Below are 18,266 nucleotides of genomic sequence, written 5' to 3'. Positions count from 1 at the left end.
CGCGCCTTCTCGTTGGTCTTGTTGCGCTTGATCTGCGACTTGATGTTCGCCACGTTCGACGTATCTTTCGTTCGGAGTGATCGGTGGATTGCCGAGTGGCAGGAGAGGGATGCCGCACGGCGGTCGTGAGGGCGGGAAACCCACACGCAAGCCAAAAGCCGATCTTACCAGGTTCACGACGATCCGCCCGCATCCGGATTCTCGAGCGTCGCGAGGGCCAGGTCGAGCAGCGCATTGAAGACTCGAGGTCGCATCGCCGTGACCAGGTGCGTCGTCCGCGGGACGACGATCAGCTCGGCATGGGAGGCGATGCGGGTGAAGAGCCGCTCGTTCGCCCGGAGCTGATCGTACTGGCCGTTGATGAACCACATCGGCACCTCGATGCGCTCGAGGGCCGCGAGCAGATCGAGCACGGACAGCGTGCGCAGCGCGACATCCTGCGCGGCGAGGGCGTAGCCGCCGGCGCCGAAGTCGTATCGGGTCTCGTCCGGAAGGGTGGCGTTCAGCACGCGATCGGTCAGCCACATGCCGCGGTCGGGGAGGGCATCGAAGCCGCGGGCGAGCATGCGGTATGTCGCGAGGCCCACCCCTCGGGGAATCGCCGTGCACGCGGCGGCGATGAAGCCGTCGACGGGTGGCGGATCCTCGGCGCCGACGTACTCGATCGAGAGCAGCCCGCCCATCGAGTGGCCGACGAGGAGAACGGGGCCGCGTTCCGCAGCGTCACGGACCGCGGCGTCGATGGTCGCGAATGCACTCTCCAGCGTGAACGCCTCGTCCATCCGGGATCCGTGACCGGGGAGGTCGACCGCGGTGACGGCGTTGCCGCGCTGTTCGAGGTGTGCGACCTGCGACCGCCACATGGTTGCGGACGTGCGGATGCCGTGGACCAGCACGACCTCCACCGCCATGGCTCCAGCCTATGCGGGCGCACGCATGGAGGCCCCGGCCCTCATCGGGACCGGGGCCTCCATGCAGCGTCCCGGTGCTACGCCGTCGTGGTGCGACGTCGCGTGACGGCGAAGGTGCCGCCGATCACGACGAGGAAGGCCGCGATCAGCGCCAGACCCCACGGCATCTCCGCGCCCGTGGCGGCGAGCGATCCGGCGGCGACCACGGTGACCGGGATCTCCACGGACTCGTATCCCTCGGACTCCAGCACGAGGGTGTGCGCCCCGGTGTCGAAGTCGGCGGGGATGCCGACGATGAAGGTGATCTCGCCCTGAGCGTTCGCGGTCGGGATCGCGTCGACCACGATCGGGTCGCTGAAGAGGGTCGCGGACACCGTCTGACCGGGCGTCAGCCCTGACAGCTCCACGGTCAGCGTCCCGCCCTGCTCCACCGTGCCCGAGCCGATGTTCCACTCGACCCAGTCCTCGTCGGCATCGGATCCGTCCGTCGGAGACGGAGTCGGCGTGGTCTCATCGGCGATGACAGCACGGCCCAGCGGAGCCGGGTCGACCGGCGTGAAGGTCGCGAAGTACGCCACCGATGCGGCCAGGTCCACCTGACCGGTGTCGGTGATGTCGGCTCCCTCGGTGAAGGTGGTGAAGTTGTCTCCGCCGGCCGCGAGGAACGAGTTCGTCGCGATCACGACGGTGTCGTCTTCGCCGACGGGTGCACCAGCGAGCGTCATCGAGACGATGTGCGATCCCGGCGCTGCATCCGGGTCGTACTCGTACGAGAAGCCCTCCGAGATGCCCATGTGCAGCTTGGGGCGGGAGGCGCCCTCCGGCTGCCACTGCTCCTCGAGGATCTGCTTCAGCTGCGCTCCCGTGACCTCGACCGTCACGATGGTGTTCGCGAACGGCTGCACGTTGGCGATGTCACGGTAGGTGACCGTGCCGTCCTCGCCGTAGAGCAGGTCGGCGCGGAGCCCGCCGGGGTTGATCATCCCGATGCCCGCCGGAGTGCCGGTGTAGTCCTCGTTCGAGGTGGCCCACAGGTACATGTCGGCGAGAGTGTTGCCCATGGCCGACTCGACGCCGCGGTCGTCTCCAGGCGGAGTGCCGCCGCGCAGGATGTCACCGGTGATCGATCCGACCTCGACAGAACCCTCCACCTCAGCGACCTCGACGGCGTCGGCGACGATCTCGGCGACCTCGGGATCCGCCGGATAGAGGGGGGTCTCCCCGTCCGTCAGCGGAACGACCGAGCCGTCGATCGAGACGAGCTCCTTGGTCTCGGTGTCGACCGAGATCTCGAGCAGCCCGAGGGCCTTGCCGTACTCCAGCGCCTGGATCACCGGCCGCTCACCCCCACCGGGGGTGGGGAGCATGCAGGCGTATTCCTGGTGCGTGTGGCCGGATGCGATGGCGTCGATGTCGTCGGACGCGCCGGCGACCAGCTCCGCGTAGTCGGTGTCCTCCGACGTCAGGGCTTCGCACGAGTCCGTCGCGGCGCCGTCATGCGTGAGGAGCACGATGACGTCGGCGAGATCGCCGTCCGTGATCTCTGCGGCCACGCGGTTCGCGGCCTCCAGCTGGTCGCCGAACTCGATGTCGGTTATACCGTCCGGCGAGACCATGACCGCGGTGTCGGGCGTGACCGTTCCGATGAACGCGATGCGTACCCCGTCGATGTCCTCGATGTAGTACTCCTCGAGGACCGGATCCTCGGTCCCCCTCGCGTACACGTTCGCACCCAGGCTGTAGCGCGCGCCCTCAGCCGCATCGCCCGCGCCGTAGCGCGGCGTCGCGACATCGGTCAGGAAGTCGAAACCCTTGTCGAATTCGTGGTTCCCGACCGCGCCCAGGTCCAGCCCGGCGGCCACCAGGGCGTCGATCGCGGGCAGGTCGTCCTGGATGAAGGAGGTGAACGTCGACGCGCCGATGTTGTCACCTGCCGAGACGAACAGCGTGTTCGGGTTCTCCGCTTCGAACGCGTCGACGGCCCCGGCGATCACGGCAGCGCCCGCAACCCCGTAGGAGTCGCCCTCCAGCCGGCCGTGGAAGTCGTTGATCGTCAGCACGTCGACCTCCGTGACGTCGGTCGCCGCCTCCGCGGTCAGACCGACCACCACCGGGTCGTGGTCCGAGGACCGGTACACGTCGTCGGCGTAGAACAGCGTGCCGTGGTTGTTGTAGCGGCTGTACTCGAGGGCGACGAACTCACCCGAGTTGATGTTCCAGATGTCACCGCCGGTCGCACGGGCGAGCGCGTGCTCGTTCATCAGGATGTGATCGAGCGAGCCCGAGAGCCCGGAGAACGAATACGACGACGTGTCGATGTCGAGTGCGGTCTCCGCGTCGACGTATCCGGCTCCGTAGAGCACCTGCATCGGGTCCTCCTGGCCGTAGGAGTTGAAGTCGCCGGCGAGGATGACGCTCTCGGTGTCGCCTCGGACCTCCTCGACCCATTCCGCCAGGGCCGTCGCCTGGCGCACGCGCGACTCGTTGCTGCTGCCCTGCCCGTCGCCGGCGTCGGCGTCACCGGGCCAGGGGCCCGCTGAGCCCTTGGACTTGAAGTGATTGACGACGAAGAGGAACTCCTCGCCGCCATCGGTCGGCGCGAAGACCTGACCGATCGGCTCTCGCGCGTTCCCGAACGCCTGGTCCGACGCCGACTGGTCGCCGAGCGCGAGCGATGCGCCCTCGGTGACGACCTCTGCCGGACGGTAGATGATGGCGTTCGTGATCACGTCCTGCTCGGAGGCCTCCGGCAGGTCATCCGATGACGGCACGTATGCCCAGATGTCGCTGCCGGCGGCGTCGTTCAGCGCATCCACGAGAGTCGCGGTCGCTTCGTCGGCCGTCTCGCCGAGGCGTGCGGAGTTCTCGATCTCCATGAGCCCGACGACGCTGGCGTCGAGGGCGTTGATGGCCGCGACGATCTTGTCCTGCTGTCGCTCGAGGTCGGCAGCATCCCATGCGCCGCGGACGTCGCAGCCGGTGCGGACGTTGTTGCCGTCGCCGTCGCGGTCTTCGTAGGCTTCGCACCCGGCAATGTCCTCGCCGAGCGTGGTGAAGTAGTTCAGCACGTTGAACGAGGCCACCGAGACGTCGCCGCCGACGGCTTCGGGAGCCGACGTGCGCGGGTTGGAGAAGGTGACGCCGTCCTCACCGGTTCCATCGCCGACGACAGGTGCGGTCGGCACGAAGCGCCACAGGTCGAAGCCGAAGCTCAGCACGACCGGCTCGTCGAACGTGGCGGTCCCGCCGACGACGACCGGCTCGGTGAGCGAGACGTACGGGGGCGTGAGGGACGAGTTCGCCGATGACGTGAAGTTCGTCGAGGCGCCGTCGTCGAGCACGACACCGCGTGCGGCGTTGTCCGCCACCACGTCGGCAGCCTCGGCGGACCCGGGTGCGGCGACATCGGTCGGCTGGCGGAGCGGCTCGTCACCGAACGCGAGCCCCACCTCGCCGTACTGATTGGTTCCGTACGTGTTGCTCACCGTGTAGGTGCCCTGCGGGGCGAGCAGCATCGATTCGAGGCTCTCGCGCTCGGCCTCGCCGGCCGGCCACTCGAGCTCGACGGGAGCGACGGGCTCGGCATCGGCGACGATCGTCGCGCCGCCGGTGGGCACCGAGAGCTGCGTGAGGCCGTAGTACTCACTGACCTGACCGGTGACCTCGACCGTTTCCCCCAGTGCCACGTCGCCGACGGTGGCCGACGAGTAGACGAAGATGGCGTCCGAGGCGTCGTGGGTGGCCAGGTCGATGTCGCCGCCGGTGCCGGGCGTCTGCAGCACGTATCCGTTCAGGCCGCCGCTGGGGTAGTGCGCGGTGACGATCCCGGTCGTGGTGACGGTCTGGCCGACGAGAGGGGACGCATCGGCGGTCCCCTGGATCTCGGAGATCGCGACCGGGTCTGCGGGCGTCGTCGGGGTCGGGGTCGGCGACGGGTCGACCGGCTCTTCGGGGTCGACCGGCTCCTGAGCCTCTCCGCTGTTCTGCGGGGTGGGTGTCGCGAGCGCGAAGTCGGCGGCGTTGTCCGCTGTGTGGGTGTGTTCGGCGTCGCGCGTGACGGACTGCGCGTTGGTCGTCTTGGGTGCCGCGGCTGCTCCCGCGTAGCCGTTGGCGTCACCGTAGCCGACGACATCGATGACCGATGCGGTTGCGGTGACATCACTCCCGGAGAGGGCTGCCGCGTCATCGACGAGCGCGACCTTGCCGCTGCTCCCGCTCATCGGGATGGAGCCGTCGACGTCAGCGGTGAAGCCGGTGAGCTCGGTGTTGTTCCCGAACGCCTGCCCGATCAGGAGGTAGCCCTCCGCAGCGATCGACCCGTCCAGCTCCGTGATCTGCCACGTGGTGCCGGTCGAAGAGGCGTACTGGACCGTCCACCCCGAGACGTCGACGCTCTCGTCACCGGGGTTGTAGAGCTCAATGAAATCGCGGTTGTGCGTTGCGCCGCCGTTGCCGCCGCCGCCGTAGACCTCGTTGATGATGACGGGTGCGGCGGTCGAGACGGCGGCCGTAGCGGGCGCGGGCAGAGCAAGACCCGTCGCGGCGAGCGCCACGGCGGTGAGCGCTGCAGCGGCAGAGCGCACTCGCCCTGACGGGGCGACGGGCGATGTCGGATCGGTCACGTCCGATGACTCCTTCAGCTGGATGCGGGGCGCCGCGCCGGTTGCGCGCGACACATCGCCTAACTCTTCGGGAAGCGAGTCGACATTGCGAGTTTCCTGCGTAAACGTTGCGTTAACGTCGGGTTGCGAGCTGGAGCCCGCCGGTGCGTCGCAGGTCGTACCCGCGCCCGTAGAATCGATGGGACATGTCACCGCGCGCACTCGAGCCCCTGCAGCCTTCCGCGACTCCACCGGAGTCGATCCGGAATTTCTGCATCATCGCCCACATCGACCACGGCAAGTCGACGCTCGCCGACCGGATGCTCCAGATCACCGGCGTGGTCGCCGACCGCGACATGCGCGCGCAGTACCTGGATCGCATGGACATCGAGCGCGAGCGCGGCATCACGATCAAATCGCAGGCCGTGCGGATGCCGTGGGCCGTCGCGGGCGCCGACGGCACAGAGCAGGCCTTCGCCCTCAACATGATCGACACCCCCGGCCACGTCGACTTCACCTATGAGGTCTCGCGCTCGCTCGCGGCGTGCGAAGGAGCCATCCTGCTCGTCGATGCGGCACAGGGCATCGAAGCCCAGACGCTTGCGAACCTCTACCTGGCGCTCGAGAACGACCTGCAGATCATTCCGGTCCTGAACAAGATTGATCTGCCGGCAGCGGATCCCGACAAGTTCGCCGCTGAACTGGCGGGCCTCATCGGCGGCGACCCCGACGACGTGCTGCGTGTGAGCGGGAAGACCGGTGTCGGGGTCGAGGCGCTTCTGGACCGTCTGGTCGAGAAGATCCCTGCTCCCGTGGGAGACGCGGACGCCCCGGCCCGAGCCATGATCTTCGACTCCGTCTACGACTCCTACCGAGGTGTGGTCACCTACGTGCGCATGGTCGACGGCAAGCTCCAGCCCCGCCAGCGCATCCAGATGATGTCGACGCGTGCGACCCACGACCTCCTCGAGATCGGGGTTTCCAGCCCCGAACCGATCCCCACGCAGGGACTCGGAGTGGGGGAGGTGGGCTACCTCATCACCGGTGTCAAGGATGTGCGGCAGTCCAAGGTCGGCGACACCATCACCGATCAGCGCAAGCCGGCGGCCGACGCCCTCCCGGGGTACACCGACCCGAAGCCGATGGTCTTCTCCGGCATCTACCCGATCGACGGGAGCGACTACGCGGATCTGCGCGAGGCGCTCGACAAGCTGAAGCTCTCCGATGCGTCTCTGCAGTATGAGCCGGAGACCTCGGTGGCCCTCGGATTCGGCTTCCGCTGCGGGTTCCTCGGACTGCTGCATCTGGAGATCATCACCGAGCGGCTCACGCGCGAGTTCGGACTCGACCTCATCACCACGGCACCCTCGGTGACGTACGACGTGATGACCGACACGGGTGAGACGGTCACCGTCACGAATCCGAGCGAGTATCCCGACGGGCGTGTCGCAGAGGTCTCGGAGCCGGTCGTCAAGGTCGGGATCCTGCTCCCCAAGGACTACGTGGGAACCGTGATGGAGCTCTGCCAGGCCAGGCGCGGCTCGCTGCTCGGAATGGACTACCTCAGTGAGGACCGCGTGGAGCTGCGCTACAACATGCCGCTGGGGGAGATCGTCTTCGACTTCTTCGATCAGCTGAAGTCGAAGACACAGGGATACGCGAGTCTCGACTACGAGCCGGCCGGTTCGCAGACCGCCGACCTGGTGAAGGTCGACATCCTCCTGCAGGGCGAGAAGGTCGATGCGTTCAGCTCGATCGTGCATCGGGAGAAGGCGTACGGCTACGGCACGATGATGACCGAGAGGCTGCGCAAGCTGATTCCCCGCCAGCAGTTCGAGGTGCCGATCCAGGCGGCCATCGGGGCGCGCATCATCGCCCGGGAGAACATCCGCGCCATTCGCAAGGACGTGCTGGCCAAGTGCTACGGCGGCGACATCTCCCGCAAGCGCAAGCTGCTGGAGAAGCAGAAGGAGGGCAAGAAGCGCATGAAGATGGTCGGTCGCGTCGAAGTGCCCCAGGAGGCGTTCATCGCCGCGCTGTCCGGTGACGTCGAGACGAAGAAGTAGGAGCTTCCGGCACTCACCGGATGCTCGGGAGCGGATCGGTAGGCTCGACACATGCGCCGCGGAACCTTCAAGGACGACACGGTCGACTACGCAGCCGTCGGGGCGACGCAGGCGCCTGACCTCATGCACTTCCCGCCGGAGCGGAGCATCCCCGCCGAGCAGGCGTGGCGGATCGGATCGGGGGAGTCGCGCTTCCGCAGCGCGGGCGAATCGCTGCTGTCATGGACGGCGCAGCGCGGGTCGGGACTCACCCTCAGCGATGTGCGCCCCGCGCCCGGGCCGATGTACTCGGGCGTGAGCTTCGATGCCGAGGGTGCACCGATCGCACCCAGTCGCACCGAGGCGGATCAGCGGTTCGACACCGACGGCACCCCGTTCGTCGGTGCGGGCACCTCCATCCGGCTCGCCGGCCGAGTCGCGGGCATGAGCGTCGACGCGGAACTCCGGGTGATCTTCGCGGTGGAGGAGCCGCGACGGATCGGCTTCGCCCTCGGCACGGTGGGCGGCTCGGTCGTCAGCGGCGAGGAGTCCTTCATGATCGAATGGCACGACAACGACGAAGTCTGGTTCACCGTCCGAGCCTTCGATGCGCCGCGCGCGACGCTGTACCGACTGATCCCCGCCCTGACGCGCCGCCGGCGTCGCGAACTCTTCACGCGCTATCTGCGGGCGATCTCGCCGCTCTACACGACGCCCGCGTGAGTGCGGATCGAGCGCGCTGATGGGCGCTGCGCTTCCTCTCGGTGATCCCGCTCCCGCGGACGGGATGCTGCCCGATGATCTCGTCCTCGACGGCGAGACCGTCTTCGGCGCGTATCTGCACGTGCCGTTCTGTCGCGTGCGCTGCGGATACTGCGATTTCAACACCTATACGGCCGGGGAGCTGCGCGGTGCGCGGCAGGACGCGTACGCCGACACGCTCGCGGAGGAGGTGCGGCTCGCAGGACGCGTTCTGGCCCATCGCGGGCCGTTGCGGGAGGCGTCGACGGTGTTCTTCGGCGGCGGGACCCCGACCCTCCTGCCAGCCGGCGACCTCGCTCGCATGCTCGAGGGGATCCGAGACACCTTCGGGATCGCGAAGGGCGCGGAGGTGACCGTCGAGGCCAATCCCGACACGGTCACCTCCGCCGTCGTCGACGAGCTCGCCGACGCGGGCGTCACCCGCATGTCGATCGGCATGCAGTCTGCGGTCCCGCACGTGCTGGCCGCTCTGGATCGCACGCACCGCCCGGAGAACGTCGGCCAGGCCGTGGCCGCCGCGCGCGCCGCGGGTTTGGGCGTGAGCGTCGACCTGATCTACGGCGCGCCGGGGGAGAGCCTCTCGGACTGGTCGCGCTCGGTCGACGCTGCGGTCGCCCTGGAGCCCGACCACATCTCCGCCTACGCCCTGATCATCGAGGACGGCACCAAGCTCGCGCGCCAGATCCGGCGCGGCGAGGTGCCGGCACCCGACGACGACCTGCAGGCGGACATGTACGAGGCCGCCGAGACGGCCTTCGCTGTGGCGGGGCTGGAGTGGTATGAAGTCTCCAACTGGGCACGGCGGGAATCCGACCGGTCGAGGCACAACCTCGCCTATTGGCGGGGTACGGACTGGTGGGGGTTCGGGCCCGGGGCGCACAGCCACATCGGCGGCCTCCGCTGGTGGAACGTCAAGCACCCCGCCGCCTACGCCGCGCGGCTGAGCGAGGGGTCGTCTCCCGCGGCCGGACGCGAGCGACCGGACCGTTCCTCGCGGGACCTCGAGACCGTGCTGCTGCGTTCGCGTATCCGCGAGGGGCTCCCGATCGCCCTCGTGCCCCGCGACCGGCGCGGCGCGGTGCCGGGGCTCATCGCCGACGGCCTGATCGATGGGGCGAGCGCGATCGGCGGCACGATCGTGCTCACCCTTCGCGGCCGGCTGCTCGCCGACGCCGTCGTGCGCGCCCTCACGGACTGACGGGCGGGCCCGACGCGCGCTCCGACGGTCGGCGCGATAGAATTGGCACTCACTCGAGACGAGTGCCAGTGCACGCCGGACACGTATGCGGGAGGATCCATGGTCAGCGCACGCGGACTGGAAGTCCTCCGCGCGATCGTGCAGGACTACGTCGAGACGCGCGAGCCGGTCGGCAGCAAGTCGATCGTCGAGCGTCACGCCTTCGGGGTGTCGGCCGCCACGATCCGCAATGACATGGCGATGCTCGAGGACGAAGACCTCATCGCGGCACCGCACACCTCGTCCGGCCGGATTCCCACCGACAAGGGATACCGCGTCTTCGTCGACCACCTCGCCGAGGTTCGTCCGCTCTCGCCCGCGCAGCGGACGGCCATCGCCGCCTTCCTCGAAGCGCCGGGAGATCTCGACGACCTCATGGTGCGCACGGTCCGGGCGCTGACCCAGCTGACCGGCCAGGTCGCCATCGTGCAGTATCCCTCCTTCGCCCAGGCGCATGTGTCCCACATCGAGCTGGTCGGGCTGGATGCGGGGCGCATGCTCGTTGTGATCGTCACCGACACCGGCCGCGTGTCGCAGCGGCTCGTCTTCCTCCCGCGCGATCCCGCCGAGGATGAGATCGTGCGCCTGCGGGCGGCGATCGCCGATCTCATCGTCGGCCGCCCCATCCGGGACGGTGCACACGCGATCGCCGAACGCCTTGCTTCGGCTGGAGGCGACCACCGCTCGCCCGATGACGCTGTGATCGATGTGATCGCGATGATCGTGGCGGAGGAACTCGACGAATTCCGGCAGGACAGACTCGTGATGGCGGGAACGGCCAATCTCGCACGGCGCGAGTCGGATTTCCGCGGAAGCATCTATCCGCTGCTCGAGGCGATCGAGGAGCAGGTGACGCTCATGCGCCTCATGGGCGAGATGGTGGCCGACGAGCACGGTCTCGCCGCGAGCATCGGACGCGAGAACGAGCCCTTCGGTCTCGCGGAGGCGTCGGTCGTCGCGGGCGAGTACGACGCGTCCGGTGCCCGGGCGCGTGTCGGCGTGCTCGGGCCGACTCGCATGGACTATCCGAGCAACCTCGCATCGGTGCGCGCGGTGGCGCGCTACCTGTCGCGGCTGCTCGAAGAAGACGAAGGCGCCCGCTGAGGCGCTCGAACACAGACGATCCCGTGGCGACACGGGTGGGAAGGCGAACGTGGCTGACCACTACGAAGTGCTGGGTGTCTCGCGAGACGCGAGCCCCGACGAGATCAAGAAGGCCTATCGGCGACTGGCGCGGGAGCTGCACCCCGACGTGAACCCGGGGGATGACGCCGCTGAGCGGTTCAAGTCGGTGACGCACGCGTACGACGTGCTGAGCGATCCCGATCAGCGAGCACGCTACGACATGGGCGGCGACTCGCCGTTCGGCGGTGGTGGCGCCGCCGGATTCGGATCCTTCGGCGACATCTTCGAGACGTTCTTCGGTGCCGCGGGCGGCGGCGGATCGCGAGGTCCGCGTCCCCGCTCCCGGCGTGAGCGGGGACAGGATGCGCTCGTGCGCGTCACGCTCGATCTCGGCGACGTCGTGTTCGGCGTCCACCGCGACATCGAGGTCGACACGGCCGTGCTGTGCGAGACCTGCGACGGCTCCTGCTGCCAGCCGAACACGCAGCCGGTCACGTGCGACATCTGCCACGGCTCGGGCCACGTCCAGCAGCAGGTGCGGAGCCTGCTCGGCAATGTCGTGACGAACGCGCCGTGCCGGGTGTGCCAGGGTTACGGAACGACCATCCCCTACCCGTGCGCGACCTGCCAGGGGCAGGGGCGGGTTCGGGCGCGTCGCAACGTGTCCCTCGACATCCCCGCGGGCGTGGAGACCGGCCTGCGGCTGCAGCTCCCCGGTTCGGGAGAGGTGGGACAGGCCGGTGGCCCCAACGGCGACCTCTACATCGAGGTGTCGGTGAAGGACCACGAGACCTTCAGCCGCGAGGGGGACGACCTGCTGGCGACGTTGGAGGTGTCGATGCCCGATGCCGTCCTCGGCACGACGACGACCATCGATTCCCTCGACGGCACGGTCGACCTGGAGATCCGGCCGGGTGTGCAGGCGGGCGATGTCCTGACCATCAAGGGGCGGGGCATCACCCCGTTGCGCGGCAGCCAGCGGGGCGACCTCCGCGTCGGAGTGCACGTCGTGACCCCGACCCGCCTGGACCACAAGGAGCGGGCGCTCATCGAGGACTTCGCCAAGCGGACGAAAGCGCCCGCGCCCAAGCTCGCGGAATTCCACCAGGGCCTGTTCGCGAGGCTGCGGGACCGCCTCCGGAACGGCTGACCGATGCCGCTGCACTTCGTCGTCGACGGGGGCACCGCGCTCGACGGTGACGAGGTCGTGCTCACGGGGCCCGAGGCGCATCACGCCGCCGCCGTGCGTCGGGTGCGCGTCGGTGAGGCCGTGACCGTCGGCGACGGCCGCGGCGCGTGGCTGTCGGGTGAGGTCGCCGAGGTGTCGCCGCAGCGGGTGACCGTCGTCATCACGCACCGGCGGACGGTGCCCGCGGCCGCTCCGCGACTCGTGCTGGTGCAGGCGCTCGCGAAGGGCGACAGGGACGAGCTCGCCGTGCAGGCCGCCACCGAGATCGGTGCGGATGCGATCATTCCGTGGCAGGCCTCGCGCAGCGTCTCCCGCTGGCAGGGCGCGAAGATCGAGAAGGGCCGTGCGCGCTGGTCGTCGATCGTGCGGGAAGCGGCCAAGCAGGCGCACCGCGCCTGGATCCCCGAGGTGACCGCCCCGGTGTCGACCGCCGACCTCGCGGCGCGCGCGGAGCACGCGCGACTGCTCGTGCTCGTCCCCGACGCCGCCGACCCGCTCACCGGCGTCTCCTTCGACCCGCAGGACACCACCGACGTGCTCGTGATCGTCGGACCGGAGGGCGGGGTGACGCCCGAGGAGGTCGATCGGCTGCGGTCGGCCGGAGCGCGGCCGGTGCGACTCGGGGAGAATGTGCTGCGCACCTCCACCGCCGGACCCGCCGCGCTTGCGCTGGCCAGTGCGGCGATGCACCGCTGGTGACCGGACCTCACGCCGCGGCGGCGGCGGGCGCCGATAGACTCGCGGTATGACGGAATCGTCTGTTTTCACCCGCATCCTGCGTGGCGAGATCCCCGCGGAGATCATCGCCCAGACCGACAACGCCTTCGCGATCCGCGACATCGCACCGCAGGCGCCGGTTCACCTGCTCGTGATCCCGAAGACCGAGCGGTACCGCGATGTCGTCGAACTGGCCGAAGGCGACCCCGCACTGCTCGCCGAGGTGGTCGGACTGGCCCGCACGGTCGCCGACGAGCACGCGGACGGCCAGTTCCGGCTCGTGTTCAACACCGGCGCTGCGGCCGGGCAGACCGTCTTCCACGTGCACGCCCATGTGCTCGCCGGACAGTTGGAGGAGAAGACCCTCGGTGCCTGAACAGGAACCCACCGTCGACCGCGTCTACGCGGACGGCGTCGCGATGGTGCAGCTTCTCGGCCCGCAGGACCGTCTGCTGCGAGTCGTCGAGCGCGAGCACCCGGAGGTGGATGTGCACGTGCGCGGCAACGAGATCACGCTCACGGGCGGAGCCGGCGCCGTCGCGTCGGCGCGCACGCTCGTCGACGAGCTCCTCGCCATGACCCGAGCCGGCCACGACATGGCACCGACCGACGTGTCCTCGAGCAGCCGCATCCTGCGTGCCGACGGCGGCATGCGACCGTCCGAGGTGCTCGGCGAGCAGATCCTGTCGTCGCGGGGGAAGGTCATCCGTCCGAAGACCCTCGGGCAGAAGGCGTACGTCGACGCCATCGACGAGAACACGATCGTCTTCGGCATCGGCCCGGCCGGAACGGGCAAGACCTACCTGGCGATGGCGAAGGCCGTGCAGGCGCTTCACCGCAAGGAGGTCAGCCGCATCATCCTCACGCGGCCCGCGGTCGAGGCGGGGGAGCGCCTGGGGTTCCTCCCCGGCACCCTGACGGACAAGATCGATCCGTATCTGCGCCCGCTGTACGACGCCCTGAACGAGATGATGGATCCCGAGATCGTGCCGAAGCTCATGGCGACCGGCACCATCGAGGTGGCGCCGCTGGCGTACATGCGCGGACGTACGCTCAACGACTCGTTCGTGGTGCTCGACGAGGCGCAGAACACCACGCCCGAGCAGATGAAGATGTTCCTCACCCGTCTCGGCTTCGGCACCCGCATGGTCGTGACCGGCGACATCACGCAGGTCGACCTTCCCCAGGGCGCCTCGGGTCTGCGGCTGGTCACGCGCGTCCTCGGTGACGTGGACGACATCCACTTCTCCCACCTCACCAGCGAGGACGTCGTGCGCCACACCTTGGTGGGGCGCATCGTCGACGCGTACAGCGAGTACGACGAAAGGCGGCTCGCCGCGCGGCGCGAGCGCGACGAGGCCACCGAGTTCGCCAACCGGGCGGAGCGCCGCGCCGCGGACCGGCCCAGCAGGCCGCGCGACCACCTTCCGAAACGAGGACGCTCATGACCATCGAGATCACGAACGAATCGGGCGTCGCGATCGACGAGACCGTTCTGCTGCGTCTCATGGAGCACGACCTCGCCGAGCTCCGGGTCAGCCCCGACGCGGATCTGGCGATCCTCCTCGTGGACGAGGGGGCGATGGAGGCGCTGCATGTGCAGTGGATGGATGAGCCCGGACCGACGGACGTGCTGAGCTTCCCGATGGACGAGCTGCGCCCGGGCACCGAGGACGCACCCACGCCGGCGGGGCTCCTGGGCGACATCGTGCTGTGCCCCCAGGTCGCCGAGACGCAGGCGATCGCCGCGAAGCACTCGACGATCGACGAGATCGTCATGCTGACCACGCACGGCCTGCTGCACCTGCTGGGGTTCGATCACGCCGAGCCCGACGAGGAGCGGGAGATGTTCGGCCTGCAGCGCGACCTCATCGCGTCGTTCCAGGCGGCCGAGCGTCGCCGCCGCGCATGACCGAGGCGCTCCTTCTCATCGCGGCGGTTCTGCTGCTGGCGTTCGGCGGGCTCATGGCCGCCGTCGACGCCGCCCTGAGCGTCACCTCCCGCGCCGACCTCGAGGAGCTCGGCGAAGACGGTCGCAGCACCGTCGCGCTCCGGCGCATCGCGGCCGACCCGGACGCGCATTCCACCGCCGTCGCCTTCATCCGCGTCGTCGTGGACACGACCGCGGCGGTGCTGGTGACCGTCTCGTTCACGCTCCTGTTCGAGAACCTCTTCTGGGCGACGCTCGCGGCGGCCGTGCTCATGTCGGGCATCTCCTTCGTCGTGGTCGGTGCGAGCCCCAGGAACTTCGGCCGGCAGCACGCCCGGGGCCTCCTGCGCGGGGCCGCGCCGATCGTGCGAGGCGTGCGGATCATGCTCGGTCCTCTCGCGCACGGTCTCGTGCTCCTCGGCAACCGGGTGACCCCCGGTGTGGCCCGCGGTGCGTCGTTCGCCTCCGAAGAGCAGCTGCTCAGCATGGTGGACGAGGCGGCCTCGCGCGACCTCATCGAAGAAGACGATCGCGAGCTCATCCACTCGGTGTTCGACTTCACCGACAGATACGTGCGCGAACTCATGGTGCCGCGCACCGACATGGTGACCGTCGACGCCGACGCGACCACGCGCGACGCGATGGCGATCTTCCTCGACCGCGGCGTGTCGCGCATCCCGCTCATGGACGACGACGCCGACGACGTCGTGGGGGTGCTGTACCTGAAGGACCTCGTGCAGTTCGGCTTCCGCGACGAGACCGGCTGGCGCGACACCCCGGTGGCGCGCATCGCCCGCCGCGCCGTGTTCGTGCCGGAGTCGATGAAGGCCGAGACGCTCCTGCAGCAGATGAAGCGCGACAGCGTGCACGTGTGCATGGTCGTCGATGAGTACGGCGGTGTGTCGGGGCTCGTGACCCTCGAGGACATCATCGAGGAGCTGGTCGGCGACATCTCGGACGAGTACGACCCCCGAGCGGATGAGATCACGCCGCTCGAGCACGGTCGATTCCGTGTGAGTGCCCGTCTCGGGCTGGACGAGGTCGGCGAGCTGTTCGATCTCGAGCTCGAGGACGAGGACGTCGATTCGATCGGCGGCCTCCTGGGCAAGGCGCTCGGACGCGTGCCGCAACCGGGTTCGACGGTGGAGGTCGGCGGTCTCGTGATCACCGGCGGTGCCTCGCGCGGACGGGGGCGCGGCATCTCGTCGGTCTTCGTCGCCCGGTCGGACAAGCCGCGGTCCGACAAGACCGAACCCCGCACGGGTGAGATCCCCGTGCCTCAGACATCCACCGGCGAGATCCGGATCATCCGAAGAGGCGATGGCGCATGACCGAAACGACACGATCCGGATTCGTCACCTTCGTCGGGCGACCGAACGTCGGCAAGTCGACGCTCACCAACGCCCTCGTCGGAGAGAAGGTCGCGATCACGAGCGACAAGCCGCAGACGACCCGGCGCGCGATCCGCGGGATCCTCAATCGTCCGGGCGGGCAGCTCGTGATCGTCGACACCCCCGGTATCCATCGGCCGCGCACGCTCCTCGGCGAGCGGCTCAACGACCTGGTGGAGCAGGTGCTCGGCGATGTCGACGTGATCGGGTTCTGCGTTCCCGCCACCGAGAAGGTCGGGCCCGGTGACCGGCGCATCGCCGAATCGCTCGACGGCTATCCGAGGGCGCGGAAGGTGGCCATCGTCACCAAGACCGATGCCGCCGAGCGTGCGCAGATCACCGATCGGCTTCTCGAGGTCGACGGGCTGCGGGAGGACTGGGACGCCGTGATCCCGCTCTCGGCGTCCACCGGCCGGCAGCTCGACGTGCTGTCGGACGAGCTCCTCCAGCTCATGCCGCCGGGCCCGGCCCTGTACCCCGAGGGCGTCGTCACCGATGAGGCGATCGAGGATCGCGTCGCAGAGATCATCCGGGAGTGCTCGCTGGAGGGGGTGCGCGACGAACTGCCGCATTCGATCGCGGTGGTCGTGCAGGAGATCGCCGAGCGCGAGGACTCGGATCTGACCGATGTCTACGCCGACATCGTCGTCGAGCGCGACTCTCAGAAGGCGATCATCATCGGGCGCAAGGGGGCGCGCCTGCGAGACGTGGGAGCCGCTGCCCGAGGCCAGATCGAAGCTCTGATCGGCGCGCGCGTCTACCTGTCGCTGCACGTCAAGGTCGCCAAGGAGTGGCAGCGCGATCCGAAGCAACTGGGACGGCTCGGGTTCTGACGTGACCTCACCGCGCGCCCGGGTGTACCCTGGGGTCATGCGCTTCGGCGGGCTCCTTCTTCTTAGCCGCCGCGACGAGGCCTCGATCTAAGGGCCTTCCTCGTCGCGGAGCCTCGTCATGGCCCCGGGGTCTTCCCCTCCTCCGACGACACGAAGAAGCGACCATGAAGAACACGCAGAAGCCTTCCGGGATGCCGGTGCACAAGTACCGCCCCTTCCACGAGCAGATCTCCGTCGACCTGCCCGACCGCACATGGCCGGCCCGGCGGATCACGCAAGCGCCGCGCTGGTGCGCGGTCGACCTGCGCGACGGCAACCAGGCGCTCATCGATCCGATGAGCCCCGAGCGCAAACGGCTCATGTTCGAGCTGCTGGTGAAGATGGGCTACAAGGAGATCGAGGTCGGATTCCCCTCGGCCAGCCAGACCGACTTCGATTTCGTGCGGCAGCTGATCGAAGCGGATCTCATTCCCGACGACGTCACCATCCAGGTGCTCACACAGGCGCGGGAGCACCTCATCGAGCGCACCTACGAGTCGATCCGCGGCGCGAAGCAGGCGATCGTTCACCTCTACAACTCCACGAGCGTGCTGCAGCGCGAGGTCGTGTTCCGCACCGATCGGCAGGGAATCATCGACATCGCCCTCGAAGGGGCGAGGCTGTGCCGACGCCTGGAGCGCACGATTCCGGACACGCAGGTGTTCTACGAGTACTCGCCGGAGAGCTACACCGGCACCGAGCTCGACTTCGCCGTCGACGTCTGCAACCAGGTCATCGAGGTCCTCGAGCCCACCCCCGACCGGAAGGTCATCATCAATCTGCCCGCGACGGTCGAGATGGCGACACCCAACGTGTACGCCGACTCGATCGAGTGGATGAGTCGCCACCTGGCGCACCGTGAGAACGTCATCCTGTCGCTGCATCCGCACAACGACCGTGGCACGGCCGTCGCCGCCGCCGAACTGGGGTACATGGCCGGCGCCGACCGCATCGAAGGATGTCTGTTCGGCAACGGCGAGCGCACCGGCAATGTCGATCTGGTGGCCCTGGGGATCAATCTGCTCACGCAGGGCATCGATCCGCAGATCGACTTCAGCGACATCGATCAGATCAAGCGCACCGCCGAGTACTGCAACCAGCTGCCCGTGCACGAGCGCAGCCCGTGGGCGGGGGACCTGGTCTTCACGGCCTTCAGCGGCTCGCACCAGGACGCCATCAAGAAGGGCTTCGACGCGATGGCCGCCCGCGCGGCCGACGAGGGCGTCTCGCCCGACGAGATCGAGTGGGCCGTTCCCTACCTGCCGATCGACCCGAAGGATCTGGGCCGGTCCTATGAGGCCGTCATCCGGGTCAACTCGCAATCCGGCAAGGGCGGCGTGGCCTATCTGCTCAAGTCCGACCACGCCCTCGATCTGCCGCGCAAGCTCCAGATCGAATTCTCGGGTGTCGTGCAGGCCAAGACAGACGCCGAGGGCGGCGAGGTCACGAGCGGCGAGATCTGGAACGTCTTCACCGACGAGTACCT

14 protein-coding genes are annotated in these 18,266 nt (G+C 68.7%); 12 read left to right on the top strand and 2 right to left on the bottom strand.

Features of this window, described 5'->3' with window-relative positions; all coding sequences use genetic code 11:
- Positions 1-173 precede the first annotated feature (173 nt).
- Both B4E30_RS00085 and B4E30_RS00080 read right to left on the bottom strand, forming a co-directional pair.
- Positions 174-911 carry an alpha/beta fold hydrolase gene (locus B4E30_RS00085; protein WP_071045775.1) on the bottom strand — a complete coding sequence of 246 codons (738 nt, stop codon included), beginning with the start codon at positions 909-911 and terminating at the stop codon, positions 174-176.
- A gap of 77 nt (positions 912-988) precedes the next feature.
- Complete coding sequence (locus B4E30_RS00080; RefSeq protein WP_286792970.1) at positions 989-5,533, bottom strand: ExeM/NucH family extracellular endonuclease; 4,545 nt, start codon at positions 5,531-5,533, stop codon at positions 989-991.
- Positions 5,534-5,718: 185 nt separating this feature from the next.
- Here B4E30_RS00080 and lepA point away from each other — a divergent pair, with 185 nt between their 5' ends.
- The 12 genes from lepA to leuA all read left to right on the top strand — a co-directional run.
- The gene (lepA, locus tag B4E30_RS00075) at positions 5,719-7,578 is read left to right on the top strand and encodes a translation elongation factor 4 (protein ID WP_071045776.1); all 1,860 of its coding nucleotides are present in this window, start codon (positions 5,719-5,721) and stop codon (positions 7,576-7,578) included.
- 51 nt (positions 7,579-7,629) lie between these two features.
- Positions 7,630-8,280 (top strand): DUF1990 family protein, encoded by a 651-nt coding sequence (locus B4E30_RS00070; RefSeq protein WP_071045778.1) that lies wholly within the window; start codon positions 7,630-7,632, stop codon positions 8,278-8,280.
- Between the two features lie 19 nt (positions 8,281-8,299).
- The gene (gene hemW, locus B4E30_RS00065) at positions 8,300-9,517 is read left to right on the top strand and encodes a radical SAM family heme chaperone HemW (RefSeq protein ID WP_071045779.1); all 1,218 of its coding nucleotides are present in this window, start codon (positions 8,300-8,302) and stop codon (positions 9,515-9,517) included.
- 99 nt (positions 9,518-9,616) lie between these two features.
- The gene (gene hrcA, locus B4E30_RS00060; protein ID WP_286716843.1) at positions 9,617-10,660 is read left to right on the top strand and encodes a heat-inducible transcriptional repressor HrcA; all 1,044 of its coding nucleotides are present in this window, start codon (positions 9,617-9,619) and stop codon (positions 10,658-10,660) included.
- Between the two features lie 49 nt (positions 10,661-10,709).
- On the top strand, positions 10,710-11,831 hold the full coding sequence (gene dnaJ / locus B4E30_RS00055; protein ID WP_071045783.1) for a molecular chaperone DnaJ: 1,122 nt from the start codon (positions 10,710-10,712) through the stop codon (positions 11,829-11,831).
- Positions 11,832-11,834: 3 nt separating this feature from the next.
- Positions 11,835-12,569 (top strand): 16S rRNA (uracil(1498)-N(3))-methyltransferase, encoded by a 735-nt coding sequence (locus B4E30_RS00050; RefSeq protein WP_071045785.1) that lies wholly within the window; start codon positions 11,835-11,837, stop codon positions 12,567-12,569.
- A 46-nt stretch (positions 12,570-12,615) separates the two neighbouring features.
- Positions 12,616-12,963: an HIT domain-containing protein gene (locus tag B4E30_RS00045; RefSeq protein WP_194385269.1), complete on the top strand. Its 348-nt coding sequence runs from the start codon at positions 12,616-12,618 to the stop codon at positions 12,961-12,963.
- On the top strand, positions 12,920-14,035 hold the full coding sequence (locus B4E30_RS00040) for a PhoH family protein (protein WP_071045789.1): 1,116 nt from the start codon (positions 12,920-12,922) through the stop codon (positions 14,033-14,035). Before B4E30_RS00045 ends, B4E30_RS00040 begins: the two co-directional genes overlap by 44 nt.
- Entirely contained in the window at positions 14,032-14,499 is a 468-nt protein-coding gene (gene ybeY / locus B4E30_RS00035) for an rRNA maturation RNase YbeY (RefSeq protein WP_071045791.1), read from the top strand. Before B4E30_RS00040 ends, ybeY begins: the two co-directional genes overlap by 4 nt.
- Positions 14,496-15,848, top strand: a complete 1,353-nt coding sequence (locus tag B4E30_RS00030) for a hemolysin family protein (protein ID WP_071045792.1) — start codon at positions 14,496-14,498, stop codon at positions 15,846-15,848. The genes ybeY and B4E30_RS00030 overlap by 4 nt, the downstream gene beginning before the upstream one ends.
- Positions 15,845-16,741 carry a GTPase Era gene (era, locus tag B4E30_RS00025; protein WP_286792966.1) on the top strand — a complete coding sequence of 299 codons (897 nt, stop codon included), beginning with the start codon at positions 15,845-15,847 and terminating at the stop codon, positions 16,739-16,741. Before B4E30_RS00030 ends, era begins: the two co-directional genes overlap by 4 nt.
- Positions 16,742-16,905: 164 nt before the next feature.
- Positions 16,906-18,266, top strand: a 1,361-nt coding sequence (gene leuA / locus B4E30_RS00020) for a 2-isopropylmalate synthase (protein WP_286792965.1), incomplete at its 3' end; no start/stop codon positions are given.

Origin of the sequence: Microbacterium sp. UBA3394, assembly GCF_002358725.1 — a bacterium.
GTDB classification, from domain to species: domain Bacteria; phylum Actinomycetota; class Actinomycetes; order Actinomycetales; family Microbacteriaceae; genus Microbacterium; species Microbacterium luteum.
This window is presented reverse-complemented; position numbering and strand designations above follow the sequence as displayed.